The 20111-nt window shown below is 72.6% G+C and carries 11 protein-coding genes; 8 read left to right on the forward strand and 3 right to left on the reverse strand.

Annotation, left to right across the window (positions count from 1 at the left end; genetic code table 11):
- Positions 1-209 precede the first annotated feature (209 nt).
- Together metE and J7F03_RS41920 are read left to right on the forward strand one after the other, a co-directional pair.
- The gene (metE, locus tag J7F03_RS05530) at positions 210-2507 is read left to right on the forward strand and encodes a 5-methyltetrahydropteroyltriglutamate--homocysteine S-methyltransferase (protein ID WP_214947568.1); all 2298 of its coding nucleotides are present in this window, start codon (positions 210-212) and stop codon (positions 2505-2507) included.
- A 191-nt stretch (positions 2508-2698) separates the two neighbouring features.
- A complete protein-coding gene (locus J7F03_RS41920; protein ID WP_214947517.1) occupies positions 2699-7357 on the forward strand; it encodes a HEAT repeat domain-containing protein in 4659 nt (1552 codons plus the stop codon).
- A gap of 41 nt (positions 7358-7398) precedes the next feature.
- Here J7F03_RS41920 and J7F03_RS05540 read toward each other — a convergent pair whose 3' ends face one another.
- A complete protein-coding gene (locus J7F03_RS05540; RefSeq protein ID WP_214947518.1) occupies positions 7399-7665 on the reverse strand; it encodes a hypothetical protein in 267 nt (88 codons plus the stop codon).
- A gap of 205 nt (positions 7666-7870) precedes the next feature.
- Here J7F03_RS05540 and J7F03_RS05545 point away from each other — a divergent pair, with 205 nt between their 5' ends.
- Positions 7871-11329, forward strand: coding sequence for an NACHT domain-containing NTPase (locus J7F03_RS05545; protein WP_214947519.1), 3459 nt, complete (start codon positions 7871-7873; stop codon positions 11327-11329).
- Here the strand turns inward: J7F03_RS05545 and J7F03_RS05550 are convergent.
- On the reverse strand, positions 11298-12338 hold the full coding sequence (locus tag J7F03_RS05550; RefSeq protein WP_214947520.1) for a hypothetical protein: 1041 nt from the start codon (positions 12336-12338) through the stop codon (positions 11298-11300). The two genes, J7F03_RS05545 and J7F03_RS05550, sit on opposite strands and share 32 nt — an antisense overlap.
- Before the next feature lie 206 nt (positions 12339-12544).
- Between J7F03_RS05550 and J7F03_RS05555 the strand changes: the two genes are divergently transcribed.
- The 3 genes from J7F03_RS05555 to J7F03_RS05565 all read left to right on the forward strand — a co-directional run bounded on the left by J7F03_RS05555 (position 12545) and on the right by J7F03_RS05565 (position 15876).
- Positions 12545-12736, forward strand: a complete 192-nt coding sequence (locus tag J7F03_RS05555) for a hypothetical protein (protein ID WP_214947521.1) — start codon at positions 12545-12547, stop codon at positions 12734-12736.
- Between the two features lie 70 nt (positions 12737-12806).
- Positions 12807-15662, forward strand: coding sequence for a class IV lanthionine synthetase LanL (lanL, locus tag J7F03_RS05560; RefSeq protein WP_214947522.1), 2856 nt, complete (start codon positions 12807-12809; stop codon positions 15660-15662).
- A gap of 88 nt (positions 15663-15750) precedes the next feature.
- Positions 15751-15876: an ALQxL family class IV lanthipeptide gene (locus J7F03_RS05565; RefSeq protein ID WP_189745961.1), complete on the forward strand. Its 126-nt coding sequence runs from the start codon at positions 15751-15753 to the stop codon at positions 15874-15876.
- A gap of 140 nt (positions 15877-16016) precedes the next feature.
- Here the strand turns inward: J7F03_RS05565 and J7F03_RS05570 are convergent, their stop codons facing one another.
- On the reverse strand, positions 16017-17444 hold the full coding sequence (locus J7F03_RS05570) for a PLP-dependent aminotransferase family protein (protein WP_214947523.1): 1428 nt from the start codon (positions 17442-17444) through the stop codon (positions 16017-16019).
- Between J7F03_RS05570 and J7F03_RS05575 the strand changes: the two genes are divergently transcribed.
- Together J7F03_RS05575 and J7F03_RS05580 are read left to right on the forward strand one after the other, a co-directional pair.
- On the forward strand, positions 17443-18681 hold the full coding sequence (locus tag J7F03_RS05575) for an aminotransferase class V-fold PLP-dependent enzyme (protein WP_214947524.1): 1239 nt from the start codon (positions 17443-17445) through the stop codon (positions 18679-18681). The two genes, J7F03_RS05570 and J7F03_RS05575, sit on opposite strands and share 2 nt — an antisense overlap.
- Positions 18678-19994: an MFS transporter gene (locus J7F03_RS05580; RefSeq protein WP_214947525.1), complete on the forward strand. Its 1317-nt coding sequence runs from the start codon at positions 18678-18680 to the stop codon at positions 19992-19994. The genes J7F03_RS05575 and J7F03_RS05580 overlap by 4 nt, the downstream gene beginning before the upstream one ends.
- The last annotated feature ends 117 nt before the right edge of the window (positions 19995-20111 follow it).

Raw genomic sequence — 20111 nt, forward strand, 5'->3', positions numbered from 1 at the left:
GGCGGACCGCCCGGTGCGTCACCCTTCGCGCTCTCGCCCGTCGCCGGGTCCATGGAGACACGCTCGCGAAGGAGAGTTCCGTGACGACCGACACGCCCGACACGACGACGAGTACGACCGGCACGACGACGAGTGCGACCGGCACGACGACCGGCACGACGACGAGTACGACCGGCGGGACCGCGACATCCGCTGCGGCACGGGCCACCGTGTACGGCTACCCCCGCCAGGGCCGGAACCGGGAACTGAAGAAGGCCGTCGAGGGCTACTGGAAGGGCCGCGTCAGCGCCGACGCCCTCCGGGAGACCGCCCGCGAACTGCGCGGCGCCAACTGGCTGCAGCTGGCCGACGCCGGCATCGGCGAGGTCCCGACCGGCGACTTCTCGTACTACGACCACGTCCTGGACACCACCGTCATGGTCGGCGCGATCCCGGCCCGCCACCGCACCGCCGTCGAACTCGACGCCCTGGACGGGTACTTCGCGATGGCCCGCGGCACACAGGACGTCGCCCCGCTGGAAATGACCAAGTGGTTCGACACCAACTACCACTACCTCGTCCCCGAACTGGGCCCCGACACCCGGTTCACGGCGAATCCCGCCAAGCAGGTCGCCGAACTCACGGAAGCCGTCGCCCTCGGCCACACCGCACGCCCCGTGCTGGTCGGGCCGGTCACCTACCTGCTGCTGGCCAAGCCGGCCCCCGGGGTCGCGGCCGACTTCGAACCGCTCACCCTGCTCGACCGGCTGCTGCCCGTCTACGCCGAGGTCCTCGCCGCACTGCGCGCCGCGGGCGCCGAGTGGGTCCAGCTGGACGAGCCCGCCCTCGTCCAGGACCGCACCCCCGCCGAACTGAACGCCGCCGCCCGCACCTACCGCGAACTCGGCGCCCTCAGCCCCCTCACCGAGCGGCCCAAGCTCCTCGTCGCCTCCTACTTCGAGCGGCTCGGCGACGCCCTTCCCGTACTCGCCAAGTCCCCCGTCGAGGGCCTGGCCCTCGACTTCACCGGGGCCGCCGCGGCGAACCTCGCCGACCTCGCGGCCGTAGGCGGCCTCCCCGGCAAGCGCCTGGTCGCGGGCGTGGTCAACGGCCGCAACATCTGGATCAACGACTACCAGAAGTCGCTGACCACCCTCGGTACCCTCCTCGGCCTCGCCGACCGCGTCGACGTCGCCGCCTCCTGCTCCCTGCTCCACGTCCCCCTGGACGCCGACGCGGAACGCGACATCGACCCGCAGGTCCGGCGCTGGCTCGCCTTCGCCCGCCAGAAGACCGCCGAGATCACCACCCTGGCACGCGGACTCGCCCGGGGCACCGGCGCGATCACCGCCGAACTCGCCGCCAACCGCGCCGATCTGGCCTCCCGCGCCACCTCCGCGATCACCCACGACCCCGCCGTCCGCGCCCGCACCGCGGCCGTCACCGACGCCGACGGGCGCCGCCCCCAGCCCTATGCCGAGCGCGCCGCCGCCCAGCGCGCCCACCTGTCCCTGCCGCCGCTGCCCACCACCACCATCGGCTCCTTCCCACAGACGGACGAACTGCGCACGGCCCGCGCCGACTTGCGCGCCGGACGCATCGACGCCGCCGAGTACGAGGAGCGCATCAAGGCGGAGATCCGAGAGGTCGTCTCCTTCCAGGAGAAGACCGGCGTCGACGTCCTCGTGCACGGCGAGCCCGAACGCAACGACATGGTCCAGTACTTCGCCGAGCAGCTCACCGGCTACCTCGCCACCCAGCACGGCTGGGTCCAGTCCTACGGCACCCGCTACGTGCGCCCGCCGCTCCTGGCCGGCGACGTCTCCCGCCCCGATCCGATGACCGTGCGCTGGACGGCGTACGCCCAAGGGCAGACGGCCAAGCCGGTCAAGGGCATGCTCACCGGGCCGGTCACCATGCTCGCCTGGTCCTTCGTACGCGACGACCAGCCCCTCGGCGAGACCGCCCGGCAGGTCGCGCTGGCCCTGCGCGACGAGGTCGACGAACTGGAGTCGGCGGGCACTTCGGTGATCCAGGTCGACGAGCCCGCACTGCGCGAAACGCTGCCGCTGCGCGCCGACGGCCACGCCGACTACCTGGCGTGGGCCACCGAGTCCTTCCGCCTCACCACCAGCGGCGTCCGTCCGGACACCCAGATCCACACCCACATGTGCTACGCGGAGTTCGGCGACATCCTGCAGGCCATCGACGACCTCGACGCCGACGTCATCAGCCTCGAGGCGGCCCGCTCCCACATGCGAGTCGCCGACGAACTCGCCTCCGCCGGCTACCCCCGCGAAGTCGGCCCCGGCGTCTGGGACATCCACTCACCCCGCGTCCCCTCCACCGCCGAGGCGGCCGCCCTCCTGCGCAAGGGCCTGCAGGCCATCCCCGCCGACCGCCTGTGGGTCAACCCGGACTGCGGCCTGAAGACCCGGGGCTGGCCCGAGACCCGCGCCTCCCTGGAACACCTGGTGGCGGCGGCCCGCGAAGTCCGCACGGAGACCACTCCCACAGCCACCGCCTGACCCCCCCCGCCCGGGCCGGAACGCCACCCCACCTGACCCCACCCACGCCGTTCCGGCCCGTCGGGCCCCATCGGTGATCCGGTCCCGGCCGGGCGGAGCTCGGGCCGCGGGGCCGGCGCGGCGACGGCGTGCGAGACGCGTCGGGTGAATCTCGCTGGCGGGGCCGGGAAGGGCCCCGTTAGCATCCGACGATGACGACGCCGGCAGACAAGTCCTTCCACGACGCGGTGCGTCGAGCCGACGTCGGCTGGCTGGCCGGCCATCTCGACGCGCAGTTCTGCCCGCCGGCCGTCTTCGCACGGCTCATCCGGCACGACGATCCCCGCCTGCGGCATCTGGGGCTGGTCCTCCTGGCCGAGCGCGTCACGCCGGATCGGATGGGCGACGAGCGGGAGATGGCCGAGTTCGCGGGGCTGCTGCCGGCGTCAGTGGAGGGACCGCCGGAGGCGGTGCTCGCCCTGGCGCGGCTCTACGAACGACTGGGGCCGTATCTACGGGGGCGCCGCCTGCCGTCGTGGCGTACGGCCGAGCTGCCGGCACGGGTGGAGATCGCATGGCTGTGCGCCGAGCTTCTGAACGAGCCGACGGTGATCCGGAAGGAGCCTCCGGGCGAACTGCTGTACCAGGCGGTGCGGGAAACGACCGTCATCCGCGCGCACAGGCCTGAGCGACTCGTGAACGAGCTGGTCAACAGCGGTGACCCGGTGTTGCAGGCCGCGGCGCTGCGGCTGGCCAGGGAGGGGCTGCACGCCGGTCTGCTGGCTCCCGCACTGGTTCGCGAGCACGTGATCAGCCTGCTCGGTGCCGGCAGCGCCGACGTCGTCGCGGCCGCACTGGGTGAACTCGCCGAGCCGTGGGCGGCGTTGGATCCGCTGCAGCCGGTACGCCTGTCTCCCTTTCTCGCCGCCGATCCGGTGAACAGTCGGCCCGAGGTGGCAGATGCCGCACTCGCGGCCGCGGCCCATCACGGGCACCGCGGCCTGCTGCGGCAGGTCATCGACAGTCCGGATCTGCCGCCGGGTCTTCGTCGGCGGGCCATGGAACTGCTCGGTGACCTGGCGGACCGCGATGACATCGGCGCATTGACGGCCATCGCTGTAGCGGACCCGCTGCTGTTCGGCGGGCCGGCGGTGACATGCCTGCGCGGGCTCCACCGGCGCGGGCACTTCCCGCGCGATGCGCACGTCCCGTCCATCATCGGCCTGGCTCTGGCCGATCACTCGATCGCGCCCCACGAGGTCGCGACGATCCTCTTCACCTGCCGACAGGCGACGTTCCGTGTCCTGGTGGACGCGCCCGCCGACGATCCGAGCTGGCCGCGGCGGCTCACGCTGCTGGTCGCCCTGGCCGGACAGGGGGCGGAGGAGCTTGCGATCGGGCACGCGATCACACGCGTCCTTCCCTCGGCTCCCGCGCCGGGGCCGTTCCTCGCCGCGATCCGTGCGCTGCGCCATGCGGATGCCGAGGACGCCGTGATCGCTCTCCTGCCGTCGGCGCCCGCAGCGGCCCTGGACGCCCTGGAGGCCATCGGCGGGCACCGGACGATGACAGCGCTGAGGGAAGGGCTCGGTCTCGCTCCGAACGGGAGCGCGGGCGTGATCGCGCCGCATCTCCGCGCGGTACGGGGCAGCGCCCTCTCGGTGCTGTGGCATCTGACCCACGATCCGTCACAGCGGCGTAACCTCCTCGCCCGTCTCGACCCGGCCGATCTGCCGGCCCGCATCTCGGCGGATCTCGGCGGCCCGGACGAGCGGGAACTGGCGCTCCTGAGTTCCCACCTGGACCCGGACGAGCCGGTGGCGGCACTGTGCAGACTGGCCGCCCACGGCGGCGCCGGCACGCTGCCGATTATCGCTGACCTGCTCCTGCGCATCGTGGCCGAGCTGGCGGCGTCCCGGGAGCCGGGCGGGGCCGCCCCGCGACTCGAAGGCGGACAGCCGGCCGGGGAGCCCGTGGTACCCCGGGAGGTCCTGGATGCCGTACACGGCCTGGGCCGTCGCCTCCACGAGCGGGGACGGATCAGGCCGTCCTGCCTGCTCGACGCGCAGACCGCACCAGAGGCCGGACACGCACTCGTGGCGACCATGGCGCTGGATCTGCTGGACCGGCCCGGACTGTCGAGCGGCGAGCAGGTGATCCTGCTCGAACTCCTGCTCCGAGCCCCCTACGCACGCACCCGTGCGCGAGCGCACCGACTGCTTCGCCACCGCGACCGGCACGTGCGCAAGCACGTGATCGCGTTGCTCGCCCGCGACGCCACGGGGGACGACGCGCAGGCGTTGTCGGCGACCCTGATCTCGCTGACCGCCGCCCAGGACGTCCAGACCGTCCGGCAGGCGCTGCTCGCCCTCGGCCACGCGCGGGCCCGCTGGGCCTCCACCGCGATCGCCGCGTGCCTCGGCCATCCGAACATGAACATCAAGAAGACCGCCGCCGCGGTACTGGTCCGCGCGGGCACGCCCACGGCGGTACCGGCACTGCTCTCCTGGCTCGGGCGTCACGACAATCCGGGCCTGCGCGGCACGCTCGTCGAGGCGCTGCGCGCCATCCTCGGCGACGCCTACCCGGCGACCGTCCTCGCCGCCGCCGAGCACAGCGAAGCCGGCCGCGCCCGCGAACTGCTGCTGGAAGGCCTCGACCGCACACTGCCGTCGCGCTCGGTCCTCGCACTGGACGACCAGGCGTCACCGGTCGCACCGACCCTGCTCACCCTGGTGGCGACCGGGCGGGTCGGCCTCGCTTCCGGCACGATCGAGGACCTGTCGACGGTCATGGCCAAGCACGGGATCACCCCGCCCGCCGCGCCGCGGCCGGCGGTGGACACCGCAGCGGATGTCACGTCGCTGACGGCGGAGGGCTGGAATCCGTCCGTCGCGCTGCGCATCGCCGAAAGGCACGAGTTGCCGCGCCCCGCCCTGCTACGGGTGCTGCGGCCCATGCTGGCGGACTGGCTTTGCCTGGCCGGTTCCGAAGCCGCTGTCCGAGGCCGCGTACTGCGGCTCGCGCTGCGGCTCTGTCCCGCACCGTGGACGACCGCGGAACTGACGGCATTCGCCCGGTTCGCCGAGGTCCTGCTCGACGGGCTCGCCGAGGCCTCGGGCGAAGACCGGCACGACCTCATCGCGGTACTCGAAGCGGTCGCGCCGACTCTGCCGGCGGCCCTGAAGCCGGCAGTCGCCGACGCGGTACGCGCGCTGCCCCGCGCACCCGGAGGAAGCCGGTCTACTCTGGCGCTGCTCCGCGGCCTCGGCGCGGTGCTGGTGCGCGCCGACCTCGAGCAGGCACTCGCTTCGGCCCGGCTGGGCGCCGACCCCTGGCAGGCCGAGACCGCCGTGCTGCGGGACGCGTTCGCCGCTCCGCGGTCTCCTGCAGCCGGCGCGCCGGCCACGTCCAAAGCCGAGGCGGAGGCCGAGGCGTGGCGAGCCGCGCTGGACGACGCAGTGCGCACTCCGGGCGCCTTGGAGGAATTCCGCCGGTCCTGCCGGCAGCACGACGGCATCCCGGGCTCCCGGGACCGCCTGAGCGCACTGATCGATGTCCACGCCTCCGCCGGACCCGAGGTCCGCGCCGCCCTCATCGACTGGATGACGGTCATCCAGCCCCTCGACGCACCACCCTGGACCATCGCCGAGACCACCCACGCGCCGGTGCCGCGACCGCGGACCGTGCACGTCGACGACCTCGACCAGCCCCGTTCGACCGCACTGCGGGAGCGCCTGCTGGCCATGCTGGGGGCATCCGCTCCGGACCGCCGGCACACCGCGGCCCTGGCGCTGTCGCAGTGGCCCGAGCCCGAGGCCGCGCTTCCCGTGCTCCGAGCGTTCCTGCGAGGCCGCGTCGACGTACCCGTCGGTGTCGAGCCGGCCCGCATGCTGAGCGCCCTCGGCGAGAGGGAACTGCGCGCGGACGACATCCTGCACGACAGGGTCGCTCTCGCGGCGGGCCGGCTCGACCCGTGGGACCTGGAACCGCTGGTCCCGCTGCTGCTGGAATGGTGGGAGCACGACCCGCCGTCCAGCAGCTCCGCGGCCGGGCAGGCGCTGCGCCGGGTCCCCGCCGACGTACTGGCGGAACACCTCGGCGACCGCCTCGACGCCGGCGCCTGGGGGTTCCTCGACCTGCTCGGCGGGCGTTCCCTGCTGCGCACCCCCGCGCTGACGCGGACTTGCCGGCGGCTGCGCGCCGAAGGCCGCGACGACCTCGCGGACGGACTGCTCCTCGTCGAGGGTCCGCTGCGCCGCCCGGACGCCGTACGGCAGGACGCCGCCGCGCTGGCAGCGCTCCGTGACCGGGCTCCGGCCGCGTCGGCAGGAGCGTCGCGACCCCCGTCCCGGCAGGACCTGTTGGACCTGGCCCGCACCGGCGACCCGGTGCGGATACGCCAAGCGCTCACGCGACTGGCCGAGGGACACAGCGGCCCTGACCCGGACCAGGACCCCGGCCTGCGGGACCTGATCGGCGAGTTGCTGCACCATCCCAAGCCCAGGGTCCGCCTGCACGCCCAGCGGACCTCGCGGGCCGTGCTGGACCGGCAGACCTACCTGCACCACACGTCGATCCTACTGGACGACCCCCAGCCGGACCTGGTGCGCACGGCGATCCGGACCCTCTGCCACGCGAACTGGGCACCCGCGATCCCCGCCGTGACCGGAATGCTGGAGCACTCCCATCCCGTCGTCCGCAAGACCGCGGCCGAGGGGCTCATCTCCATGGGCACGCCGGCGATACCCGCTCTCAGACACGCCGCCGTCCACGCCCGTCCCGACAAGCGGCTCCTCTACACAGAGGTCCTCGAACAGATCACGACCGCCGAAGCCGATCCAGGTGTCGGGACGGGCCGCGCGACGTAGTCGAAGTCGGGCGGGAGCAGGGTCGCCGTGCGGTGGCGCGGTCACAGGCCGCGTACCCGGCGCGAGGCCCGGGGCGCTGCCTGCGACCTGGTCCGTGAGGCCGCTTCCAGCTCCGCGGACGCGCGCACCACGGCCGCCCTGCGGGCCGGTGTCGAACCCTCTACGGCGATCCGGGTGCGCCGTGTGTGCTCCTCCTCCGTCCTCACGGCGGTGCGGTGGCCGATCCAGGCGCGGACCAGGGCGATGGCGGCTCCGACGGTCATGAGAACGGCAGCAAGAACGGGATCGACGGCTGTGAACTGAGTCATGGGATCTCCTCGCCGAGAGTGGGCGGTGAAGGGGTGTGCCACAACTCTGCGACCCGGTCGGAGTTTCCCTCTACGCTTGAGAAACTCCGGGAAATCAAGGGGCAGTCGGCGACACGGGGGAGCGATGGTCGGGGGCCGTCCACCGAAAGGTGATCAGCAGCGCTATCCGGAACTCGAGGAACTGGCGTCGTGGTTTCGCGAGGCTGTGACGGACGCCGGCTACGAGAGCCTCAACGCCGTGGTGCGGGGGGAGATCGCCCACAAGAACGTCGTCTATGGAGTCTGCAACGCCACAAGGATGGTGAAGCCGGAGGTCATCCGGTCCTTCGCCGTGGCCCTGGGGCGTGAGACCTCAGACGTCATGCCGGTCTGGACTCGGGCCAAGGAAGCCATGGACCGTGCCGCGAGCGCGGCCCGGCAGGCACAGGCACCCAGGCTGTCCTCGTGGAGCGAACTGCCGCTGCCGACACTCATGGTGCGCAATTTGCTGGAGGCCCAGGCCAAGGCGGTGGAACGGCTGCCTTACGACAGGCTGGGCGTTGCCGAACCACCCTTGTCCGCCGTGTACGTGAGGCAGAAGATCCGAATTCCCGACGCGGTGGGGGACGGCTCGAGCCGCAAGGAAATGTCGTCGGCCGAAGGACACGACGCGCTCCCGCCGGTGAGTACTTCCCACCACGACGGCACCCAGAGCACCGAAACCCAGCTGCCGGTGCCGAAGGCGATGGTCCGGCACCGGCATCTCCTGATCACCGGCGAGCCCGGTGCCGGCAAGTCCACGCTGTCGAGTCACCTCGCCTGGTCCCTTTCCCGCATCTGGTTACGGGAGGACACCAGCCTCGAGGCGCCGGTCGACGAGCCTCTGCTCCCCGTCAAGGTCGCCGCTCACACCCTCTTGGGTGAGACGGGCTCGTGGAGCGCCGTACTGAGAGAGGCCGTGTCCCGCAGCCTGGGACACAGCCTGATCGCCGATCCCGATCCCGGGCTCTTCCGCGGCCGCGTGCAGGGGGCACGCTGGCTGGTTCTGGTGGACGGCCTGGACGAGGTCGCCGACCGGGAGTCACGCGCCGAGGTCATCCGGATGATCGCGCTGCACACCCGTACGGACGGGGACTACCGCTTTGTGATCACCAGCCGCCCGCTGCCCGACGGTGAGCTCGCTCCGCTGCGCGGGCCATCGGTGGGCGAGTACACCATGGAGCCCTTCGGCGCCGAGGAGCTGAAGGGCTTCGCCGACAAGTGGTTCGTTGCGCAGTACGGGGACAAGGCGTCGGCGCGGGCCGCCGCCGAGCGGTTCGTCGAGGAGGTGAAGGACAGCCGGCTCCAGGAACTGGTCCACAACCCCTTGTTGGCCACCATCGCGGCGGTCAATGCCACCGTGGACCCAGCGAACCCGCTCCCGACCAGCCGGCTCAGCCTCTACCAGCGCTTCTTCGGGCACCTCCTCACACACCGTGCCGGAGGCCGGGCAGAGCTGCGCCGACGTTACGCGTCCGAACCGGAACGACTGGCCCTGACCCTCTGGCTGGACGGACAGAAGCGCCGGCTCCTCGGGGCGCTCGGGCGGCACCGGCTCGAGGGCGAGGAGTCGCTGTTCGAGGCGGCGTTGGCCTGGACGCGCGAACACGGCAGTGAGTACCTCGTCCTGGAGGACTGGCAGACCGACGTCAGGGACTTTCTGCAAGGGACAGGGCTGCTCGTACAGGAGCAGCGCGACTACCGCTTCTTGCACCACTCCTTCGCCGAGTTCTTCGCCGCCCGGTCGTACGCGGAGGGCATCGGCCCGGATTTCCCCGACCTGGAGTCCTGGATCCTGCGCGCCTTCGACGAGGACAAGCAGACCTTGGCCATGTTCGTCCTCTGCCTGTGGGCGGAGCGGGAGGAGTGCGAGGCCGATCGGATCGCCGACCGGTTGCGTACCGGGACGGTCGGAGGTCATGAGCGGCCGCTGCTGGCGGGTCTGCTCCTCGCCGAGGGGGTTGCCTTCGGGGAGGACAACCGCCGGCTCTTGGTGGACCGGTTGGAGAGCATCGGCTGCTGCGCCCGCGACGAGGTCCACCAGGAAGCGGCATTCGCGGCTCTGGGTGCGCTCGGGGCGCAGTCCGGTGTGCTGGACAGGCTGGAGCGCATGGCCCGCAGCCGGATTCTCGCGGGCGGGAATCGGCTCCTCGCAGTGGAGGCATTCAGCCGGTGCGGACCGCCGGATCTGACGGAGGAACTCCTCAGGGAGGTGCTGAGCGATGTGTCCGGCTGGCTGGGCAAGGCCGCACGCGTGGCCGTCGCACTCGGCGACCGGGCTCGGGAACTGGTCCGCCGGCGAGCCTGGGAACTGGTGGCGGAGCCCGGCAGGAACAGCTGGGACGTCTCGTACGCGGCGCAGGCTCTCGCGCAGATGGGAATGCGCGCGGACGCCGTTCAGCTCGCCCGCAAGGTACTGGAGGACCCGTCCGCAGGGGGGTACTCCATACAACGGGCCAGCGAAGCCTGGCTCACCGCGATGCCCGGTGCGGGGGAGGAACTGGCCGAGATCGTGATGTCCTGGCCGCCCACCGACCAATTCAGCCCCATGGCTGTGGGCAAGGCGTTGGAGAAGTCCGGCGACATCCGGGCCGCCGCCCGTGTGGCTCTGACGCTGCTCCGAAGGGATGCCACCGGCCAGCACATAATGGATTGGGCGGCATCCTTGTGGGCCAAGGCACACGGGCAGGAAGCACGCTCCGAGCTCCGGACGGCCTTCGAACGCAGCGGCGCCGACGCGGGGCACTACTTGTGGGTCCCTGCGCGCCTCCAACAGGCCCTGGCGTCCCTCGGCGAGGAGCAAGGGGCCCTCGACTGGGCGGACGAGGTGCAGGGCGGCGGCCGGTGGGGGACGTTCGAGGCGGGGAGCGCCGTCACGATCTGGCTGGAAGCGGCAGGGCCGGCCGGCGTGGGCGGGGTGATGGACCGCATCTCCCGCGGGAGGTCGCTCACCCCCGCCGACCGGCCGGCCGTCGCGGAAGTGCTCCTGAACAGCGGTGCGCCTGACGAGGCGGGAGAAGTCGCCGAGCTCGCGTTGCGAACACCCTTCTGCTCTCGTAGCGGGTACGAGGAGGCGACGCGGGTGCTGCTCAAGGCCCGAGGCGCCAGCGCGGCCGGTCGCCTGCTGGAGATCTGGGACGGCACCCCGGCCCTGGCCGACGGCAGCGACTGGCTCCAAGGAGTTCTGCAGGTCCTGCGACATCAGGAGGACCACCTCGAGGCGACCGGCATCCTTGCCCGACGGCTGGTGACCTTGCCCGCCGGCGATGCGGATGACGCACTGCGCGGCCTACGCGTGCTCCTCGCCCTGCAAGGCGGCGAGGCGGTGCCCTATGTCATCGATGCCGCGCTGACCCACCCCTGGGTCAAATGGCATCAGGTGTGCGAACTCGCCACGGAGCTCGCGGCATTGGGGGAACGGGAGGCCGCCCTGCGCCTGTGGAAGCACGCCCTCGGATTCCCGGACCCTCCCCTAGGGGTCGAGCTCTCCTTGCTCATCGACATGCAGGCCGCGGGACTTGACGCCGAGGCCGCCGCCCATATCGAGACACTCATCACCTGCCCGGGAACCCACGCGTCGCGGCGGCTGAGGCTGCGGCAGTTGCTGGCTTGGCTCAACGCTGCCGGGGCGGCACCGGAGTGGTGAGTCCGGCGCGTTCGGCGAGGGCGCCGCCCTGGAACCGGCTCTCGGCGCCGAGCTCCTCCAGCAGGTCGGCAATGTGGCGGCGGCAGGTGCGCAGGGACATGCCCATCCGCCGGGCGATCACCTCGTCCTTCGCGCCCTCGGCCAGCAGCCCCACCAGCGCCCGGCGCAGGCTCGGGCCGACCTCCTTGTAGGCGGCCTCGCTGCTGCCGTGGAACGGGGTCGCGCCGGACCACTGCTGGTCGAACACCCGGCACAGGTACGCCACCACGTCCGGGTCCCGGACCAGCACGGCCCCTTCGCCCGGGCCGCCGTCGACACGTCGGGGCAGGAAGGCCACCGAGCGGTCGAACACCACGGCCCGGTCGGGTAGTTCGGCGGCGGTGCGGTACTCGGCGCCGGCCCCGGTGAGGGTCTCGACGTACCCCTGTGTGGAGAGGCTGGCGCGCGCCGAGTGCTGGTAGAGGGTGCGCATCCGCACCCCGCGGCGCAGCATCGCGAGGTCCCGTTCGATGGCGTCCCCGAGCCGGTGCGGGGCCCGGCCGCCGCCGGGCTGGATGCTGAACACCTCCTCCCGGCACCGGGCCGACTCCTCGGTGAGCATCGCCGAGGCGGCCGTGAGGTCCGCCAGCACGTCCACGCCCTGCCGGTGGTCGCGTTCGCGCCGGGCGGTGAGGTAGTGCGGCATCAGGGAGCGCAGGTCCTCGCGTACGGACTGGGCGTGCGCGGCGGCCTGCGCGACCTGGGCCTCCAGCGGGCCGACGACCTCCGCGGCGGCGGCGTCCGGGCTGACCGGGATCAGTTCCTCGGGACTGCCGGGCGCCGGGCGCAGCAGCCGGAGCAGCAGCAGGGTGCGGCAAGCCCGCTCGACCTCCTCCGGAGTCATGTCGAGGGCCTCGGGTACGTCGGGCGGCCACCTCTTGAGGCTGCCCTGCGACAGCGCGTACTCGAAGACGGCGACGGCCCGGTCGTCCAGTCGCGGCAGTTCGATGGAATTGGTATGTGTGGTCATGATTTCCCCTGTAATGCGGCCCTGCTACTTCCGTGTCATGCAGGCTATTGCCAGCCCACAGGGCTGGACCAAGGGGGCGTGCCGGTATGAACTTTGAGCATCCGGCCGGGCCACACCCATCAGGCCGATATGCCGATATACGGCGCGAACCGCCCGACGCGGGCGTTCGCCGCTCGATCCACGATCTCCCAACCAGGAGCTGCGCCATGTCCCGAACCCTCAGCTGTCTGTTCCTCCTCACGGTCCTGCTGGCCGGCGGTTCCGTCGCCGCCCGGTCCGAGGCGGGGCCGGGGGCGGCCGATGGGTATCTGGGTGCGCGGGACGGGGCGACCGCGGTCCTCGCCGCGGACATTCTCGACACGAGCTGGGGTGACGAGAACATCCGGCCCTCTCTTTAGGGCCCGCCGGCCCATCCCGTCCGCCTCATTGGTTCCGCCGTGCGAAGTGCGAAGTGCGAGGTCGTAGAGCGTGTCATCACTGCCCGAGACTCCGTCCCGGTCCCTCACCGGGCCGCGGCGGACACGCGCGGAGGGCCCCGCGGACCTGGCGCTGCTGCCCGATCTGGTACGCGCCGTCCTCGCGCGGGGCGAGGCCGGCCGGGCCGGGGCACCGGAGGACTGGGCCGTGGAAACGGGCGAGTTCTGGTGCCACGTCCGGCCGGGGGATGCCGTCCGCCGGACCCAGGGGTGGAAGCTGCACGTCTCGGCCACCCCGCTGTCGGCCCCACTGGTGCTGGCCAGGTCCGCCCAGGTGCTGACCGCCCACCGGGCGCCGTTCAAGTTCGCGGCCAGCCCCGCGCGGGTCGCCGCCCTGGTCTCGGGGCGCTTCGCCCGGGGTGGGGGCGGCAAGTTCATCACGGTCTACCCGGTCGACGACACGCAGTTCCGGCTGCTCGCCGAGGAGTTGCACCGGGCCACCGTGGGGCTGCCCGGTCCCGCGGTGCTCTCCGACCGGCGCTACCTGCCGGACAGTCAGGTCTACTACCGCTACGGGGTGTTCGCGGCGGCCCCCGAGCTCACGGCCGACGGCGCCTTCGCCGCCCGCCTGAGGGACCCCGAGGGCCGGCCGGTACCCGACGAGCGCAACGCCTGGTACAGCCCGCCGTCCTGGGCGGGCGACCCGTTCCCGGGCCGCCCGGTCGCTCCGGCCCGCAGCACGGCCACCGCGAAGCCCGTGCTGCTGCACGAGCGCTACCTCGTGCGTGGGGCGATCCAGCACTCCAACAAGGGGGGTGTCTTCCGGGCGGAGGACACCGCCACCGGCGCCCAGGTGGTCGTCAAACAGGCCCGTCCCCATGTGGGCGCCGGCCTCGAAGGGCTGGACGTACGGGACCTGCTGCGCCGGGAGGCGGCCCTGCTGGAACGTTTCGGCAAGCGGTTCCCCGACCGGGTCCCCCGGGTCGTCGAGGTATTCGAGCAGCAGGGCAGCACCTTCCTGGTCGCCGAGTCCGTTCCCGGAGCGACGCTGCGACGGACCGTGGCCGAGCGGTTGATCCGGGAGGGCGCCGGCTGTCCCGACGAGCGGACCGCCGACTCCCTCGTCCGGCAACTGCTCGACCTGGTCGCCGCGGCCCACGAACTCGGCGTCACCCTGCACGACTTCAACCCCAACAACGTCATGGTCACCCCCGACGGACAGCTGCGGCTGATCGACCTGGAGATGGCCGCCGAGGAGGGCGAACGCTGGGTGCTCGGCGCCACCCCCGGCTACACCGCCCCCGAATTGCGCGCCGCCGACCCGGTGGCCCCCGCGTTCGGGCCCGGTGTGGACCTCTACGCCCTGGGCGCCACCGTCCTGCACGCCCTGACCGGCGCCGATCCGCTCTTCGCGGGTGACCGGCCCGAAGCGGAGGCCCGCCCGGACGAGGAGCGACTGTCCCGGCTCCTGGATCTGCTGGGCCGCGACCAGCCGCTCGTACGACGCCACGGGCCGCTGGTCCGGGGGCTGATGCGGGACGCGCCCGCGGACCGCTGGACGCTGGAGCGGGCTCGGGAGGCCCTTGCCGGCGGCGCGGCACCGGCGGAATCGGCGGCACCCGCCGCACCCGCCCGCGCTACGGGGTCCACGGGGTCCACGGGCCCGGCGGAGGTGCGCGCACGGCTGCTGCACGACGGCATCGCCCACCTGCTGGCCACCATGCGCCCGGCGGACCCCGACCGGCTCTGGGCCGCGGACTCCTTCGGCGAGACCTGCGACCCGGTGGCCCTCCAGCACGGCTCGGCCGGCGGAGTGGGCGTGCTCGCCCGGGCCCTGCGCCACGCGGACGACCTCGCGGCCGGCTCCCCGTACGGACCGCCGGTCACCCGGGAGGCCCTGCGCGCGGGGCTGCGTAGGGCCGCGCTCTGGACGGCGGACCGGCAGGAGGCGCTGCCCGGCAACCTGCCCGGACTCCACTTCGGCCGCTCGGGCACGGCTTGGGCCCTGCTCGACGCCGCCGGGGCGCTTCGGGACGCGGCGCTCACCGAACGCGCCGTCGCGCTCGCCCTGGCGCTGCCCGTGGAGTGGCCCAACCCCGACGTCTGCCACGGCGCGGCCGGCGTCGGCCTGACCCAGCTGCACTTCTGGCGCACCACGGGGGACCCGCGCTTCCTCGACCGTGCCGCGCAGGCCGCCGAAGGGCTGCTGGCAGCGGCTCGGCGTACGCCCGAGGGCATCTTCTGGCCGGTGCCCGAGGACTTCGACTCCGGTCTGGCGGGTGCCTGGCACTACGGGTTCGCGCACGGGGTGGCCGGCGTCGGTACCTTCCTGCTCCTGGCCTGGGAGGCAACGGGCGACGAGCGGCTGCGCGCCGCGGCCGTGGCGGCGGGCGCCACCCTCGCCGAGGCCGCCCGCCGCGGCCCGGCAGGCACGTTGTGGCCCGTGGACCGGGCCCGGCACCTGTCGGACTCCCCGGACCTGGCCAGGCACTGGTGCAGCGGTTCCTCCGGCGTGGGCACCTTCCTGGTCCGCCTCCGCTCGGTCACCGGCACCCGCGACGAGGGCCTGGCCGACCTGGTGGAGGGCGCGGCTGCCGCCGTCAGGGCGGGCAGGGTGACCGATTCGCCCGCCACCTGCCACGGACTCGCGGGCAACGCCGAGTTCCTGCTCGACGCCGCCGAGCTGACGGGCGATGCGCGCCACCGGGCCGGAGCCGAGCTGCTGGTCGAGCACATGGCGGCCCAGGCGGTGCTGCGCGATGGCCGGCTGCTGGTGCCCGACGAGAACCGCAAGGCCGTGCTGGCCGAGTACGCCACCGGTCTGGCCGGGAGCCTCTCGCTGCTGCTGCGCTTGAGGTACGGCGGCCCGCGAGCCTGGCTGCCCGAGGGCGAATCCGCCCACCCCTGAGTGTCCGGTGGCCGTGGGCCACCGGCTGCCGGGCCCATCCGGGTCCGGTGTTCCATCCGCAGTTCGATCCGCACAGAAGGAGACCGCCATGGCGGAGTTCGACATCGATGCCCTCCAGGTCCTGCCCGAGGACGTCCGTACCGAGGACGCCCGCGGCGAGGAGCACGCCGCCGCGCTGATCACGGCCTGCCGCTGGCACACGAGCGGCTGCTGATCGCCCGCCGCACCGGCGGCGATCCCCTGTAGCCGCCCCCCGGGAGGGGACCGGAGCCCTGCCTCGGTCCCCTCCCTCAGCCATCCCTCGCCGGGCCCCGCCTGGGCGAGGGGGCGCCGCGTCTTTCCCCGTACCGCGCCTCACCCTTCCTTCGGGTCGAGGTCGGCGAGTGCCGCTCCCAGCCGACGTGCGCCTTCGGTCAGCTCGGCGTGATCGGCGGTCGCGGCGAAGCCGATACGCAGGTGAGCCGCGGGCGGCTCGGTGGCGAAGTAGCGACTGCCGGCGCTCACGGTGACGCCGCGCTGCCGGGCGGCGCTGGTGAGGACGGTGTCGTCCACGCCCGACGGCAGGCGAACCCACAGGTGCAGTCCGCCCGTGGGCAACCCGGCCACGGTCGCACCGGGGACCTCCTGGCTGACCGCGGCGGCCAGCACGGCGCACCGCTCCCGCAGCGCCGTACCGAGCGAGCGGACGTGCCGGTCCCAGGACGGTGAGCTGAGCACTTCCAACGCGGCCTCCTGGAGTGGGCGCGTGACGAAGAAGTCGTCGACCAGGCGCACCGCGCGCATGCGCTCCATGACCGGTCCGCGGGCCACCAGCGCACCGATCCGCAGGCTCGGTGCGGCGGGCTTGGTGAGTGAGGTGACGTGGACGACCGTGCCGTCGCGGTCGTCGGCGACCAGTGGCCGCGGTACGGCGCCGCCGTGTCCCAGGTGCCGTGCGAAGTCGTCCTCGAGCACGAACGCGCCCGAGGCGCGCGCCACATCGAGGATCTGGCGGCGCCGTTCGGGCGTGAGTACGGTGCCGGTCGGGTTCTGGTAGGTCGGCTGGCAGTACAGCAGTCGCGCGCCGGTCATCGCGAACGCGTCGGCCAGCATGTCGGGCCGCAGGCCGTCGGCGTCGAGTGGTACCGGAACGGGCCGCAGCCCCGCGGCGCGGGCGGCGGCCAGGGCCCGGGGATAGGTGGGGGACTCCACCAGAACCGGGCTGCCGGGCCCGGCGATGGCCCGGAACGCGATCGACAGGGCGCTCTGCCCGCCGGCGGTGACCAGCACGTCCTCCGGCGTCACGCTGCCGCCGACGATCCGGGCGAACACGGTGCGCAGCGCCATCAGGCCGCCGGCCGGGGCGCGGTCCCAGGCATCCGGACGGCGTGCCGCCCGCGCAAGCGCCGCGCTCAGGGCCCGGGTGGGCTGGAGCGAGCGGTGGACGTAGCCGCCGTCCAGCGTGATCGTCCCGGCCGGTGGCGGGCCGAGCGGGTCGGCGATCAGGTGGGTGTCGACGGCGCGGTCGGTGAGGGCGACGGTCTGCCAGTCGGTATCCGTGTCGCTGCCGCCGGCTGCGTCGCGGAGCCGGTCGCGCCGGGCCACGAACGTCCCGCTGCCCGGCCGGGTCACCACCGCGCCCTCGGCGGCCAGTGCGGCGATGGCCCGCGCCACGGTCGCCGGGCCGACCCGGTACTCCTTGATCAGCTCCCGGCTGCTCGGCAGTCGGTCGCCGGGCATCAGCCGGGAGATCAACGTACGGAGGCTGTCGGCCAACTCGACAGAAGTGCTACCGTCATTCATGAGAGACAACAGTAGCGCTTCTGGCTCTGGTCAGGAAGCACTTCAGCTGGACGTCGCCGCTCTGCGGGCCGACACCCCGGGGTGCCGCCATGTCATCCACTTCAACAACGCGGGCTGCGGGCTGCTGGCGGCGCCCGTGCGGGACGCGATGGTCGGCCATCTGAACCTCGAAGCCCGGATGGGCGGTTACGAGGCGTCGGCCGCCCGGGCCGCCGAAGTCCGCGAGTTCTACACGGAGATTGCCGCCCTCATCAACGCGACGCCCGACAACATCGCTTTCGCGGGCAGTGCCACCCACGCCTACGCCAACGCCCTGTCCTCGATCCCGTTCGAGACCGACGACGTCATCCTCACCACCCGCGACGACTTCATCTCCAACCAGATCGCCTTCCTCTCCCTGCGCAAGCGATTCGGCGTACGCGTCGTCCACGCGCCCAACACCCCGGAGGGCGGGGTCGATGTGGAGGCGATGGCCGCGCTGATGCGGATCCACCGCCCCCGCCTGGTGTCCGCCACCCATGTCCCCACCAACTCGGGCCTCGTCTCGCCCGTCGCCGAAATCGGCCGTCACTGCCGCGAGTTGGACCTGCTCTACCTGGTCGACGCCTGCCAGTCGGTGGGCCAGTTCGTCATCGACGTGGAGGAGATCGGCTGCGACCTCCTCACCGCCACCTGCCGCAAGTTCCTCCGCGGCCCGCGCGGTTCCGGATTCCTGTACGTATCCGATCGCGTCCTGCGCGCGGGCTACGAACCCCTGTTCATCGATATGCACGGGGCCCGCTGGACCGAGCCGGGCGGCTACGAGCCCGTGGCGACGGCGGCCCGGTTCGAGGAGTGGGAGTTCCCGTACGCCACGGTGCTCGGCAGCGCCGCCGCGACGCGCTACGCCCGAAAGGTCGGCATCGAGGCCATCGAGCGGCGGACCCCGGCGCTCGCGGCCCGGCTCCGCGACCGGCTCGCGCCGATCCCGGGGGTGCGCGTGCTCGACCGCGGCCCGCGCCTTGCCGCGCTCGTCACCTTCGGCGTAGCGGGCTGGCAGCCGCAGCCGTTCAAGGCGGCCATGGATGACCGCGGTATCAACTCGGCGCTCAGCTTCCGTGAGTTCGCACAGTTCGACTTCGGGGACAAGGACGTCGACTGGTGCCTGCGCCTGTCGCCGCACTACTACAACACCGAGGAGGAAGTGGACCACGTCGCGGACGTGGTCGCGGACCTCGCCGGCCAGGGACGGCGATGACCGCCACGCGGACACGCACCGAGGAGCCGTCCACGAAGAGCCTCTGGCGCAACGGCGACTTCCTCAAGTTCTGGCTCGGTGAGACCCTCTCGCTCCTCGGCACCCAGGTCACGAACCTCGCCCTGCCGCTGACCGCGATCACCGCCTTCAACGCCACCGACGAGCAGGTCGGTGTCCTGCGATTCCTGCAGCTCGTCCCGTATCTCGGTCTCGCCCTGGTCTTCGGGGTGTGGGTGGACCGGGCCCGGCGTCGGCGGATCATGCTCGGAGCCAACCTCGTCCGGATGATCCTGCTGGCCCTCGTACCCGTCCTGTACTGGACGGACGCGCTCGGTCTGGGATCGCTGCTGGTGATCGCCTGCGCAGTCGGCGTCGCCTCGGTGCTGTTCGACGTGAGCTGGATGTCGTACGTACCCACGCTCGTGCGCGACCCCAAGCACTATGTGGAAGCCGGCGCCAAGATGGGGATGACCTCATCGGCGGCCGATGTGGCAGGGCCGGGGATCGCGGGTGTCCTGGTCGGCGCCCTGACCGCGCCCGTGGCGCTGATCGTCGACGCCTTCTCCTATCTGGTGTCCCTGATCTCGCTGTTGCTCATCCGCACGCCCGAGCCCCGTCCCGAAGCGCCGGCAGCACGACGGCACATGCCGACCGAACTCCGGGACGGTTTGCGCTTGGTGCTGAAGAACCCGGTTCTGCGGTCGCTGGCCCTGATCGGGTTCTGCTGCAACTTCTCCATGATCACCGTTTGGACGATGTTCCTGCTGTACGGAACGCGCGAGCTGCACCTGGACTCGGCGACCCTCGGCGGCATCTTCGCCACTGCCTCCGTGGGCGGTCTGATCGGCGCGGCGATCTCCCGCAAGGTCATCCGGCGCTTCCGGCTCGGCCTCGTCTACCTCGTCGCGCAGTCGGCCCTCCTCATCGGCCCGACGCTGATCGTCCTGGCGGCCGGCCCCCGGCCGGTGATGGTGGGGATGTTCGTCATCTCCTTCTTCACCACCTACCTCGGACTCGGCGTCGCCGGCGTCGTCATCGTCAGCCTGCGCCAGGCCAGTACCCGGCAGTCGATGATGGGCCGGATGACGGCGGTCTTCCGCACCCTGCTCTTCGGCGGCGGCGCACTCGGCGGCCTGTTCGCGGGCCTGCTGTCCGGCCGGATCGGTGCCCGGGGGGCATTGACCGTGGCGGCGATCGGCTCCGCCGCCGTGCTGATCGCGCTCGTCCTGTCCCCGGTGTGCCGACTGCGTGCCCTGCCGTCGGCACCGGAAGAACCCGTCACGGCGGCAGCGGACGGGCACGCCGTCGACTGACACGGAGAACGTCGAAGGGCCCCACCGCGAACGGTCGGGCCCTTCGACATCGTGCCCGGTGAGACGCCGCGAATGGATGCCGAGCCGCCAACGGTGGAAGCCGGAGCGGGAAGACAT

Source organism: Streptomyces sp. ISL-43 (genome assembly GCF_018614195.1).
Classification (GTDB): domain Bacteria; phylum Actinomycetota; class Actinomycetes; order Streptomycetales; family Streptomycetaceae; genus Streptomyces.

Excerpts from the sequence above, each read along its gene's own strand:
- J7F03_RS05570 (WP_214947523.1), bottom strand. The coding sequence starts at position 17,444 with ATGAATGACGGTAGCACTTCTGTCGAGTTGGCCGACAGCCTCCGTACG.
- J7F03_RS05555 (WP_214947521.1), top strand. The coding sequence starts at position 12,545 with ATGTCCCGAACCCTCAGCTGTCTGTTCCTCCTCACGGTCCTGCTGGCC.
- J7F03_RS05580 (WP_214947525.1), top strand. The coding sequence starts at position 18,678 with ATGACCGCCACGCGGACACGCACCGAGGAGCCGTCCACGAAGAGCCTC.
- J7F03_RS05540 (WP_214947518.1), bottom strand. The coding sequence starts at position 7,665 with ATGACTCAGTTCACAGCCGTCGATCCCGTTCTTGCTGCCGTTCTCATG.
- J7F03_RS05575 (WP_214947524.1), top strand. The coding sequence starts at position 17,443 with ATGAGAGACAACAGTAGCGCTTCTGGCTCTGGTCAGGAAGCACTTCAG.
- J7F03_RS05550 (WP_214947520.1), bottom strand. The coding sequence starts at position 12,338 with ATGACCACACATACCAATTCCATCGAACTGCCGCGACTGGACGACCGG.
- J7F03_RS05565 (WP_189745961.1), top strand. The coding sequence starts at position 15,751 with ATGGCGGAGTTCGACATCGATGCCCTCCAGGTCCTGCCCGAGGACGTC.
- J7F03_RS41920 (WP_214947517.1), top strand. The coding sequence starts at position 2,699 with ATGACGACGCCGGCAGACAAGTCCTTCCACGACGCGGTGCGTCGAGCC.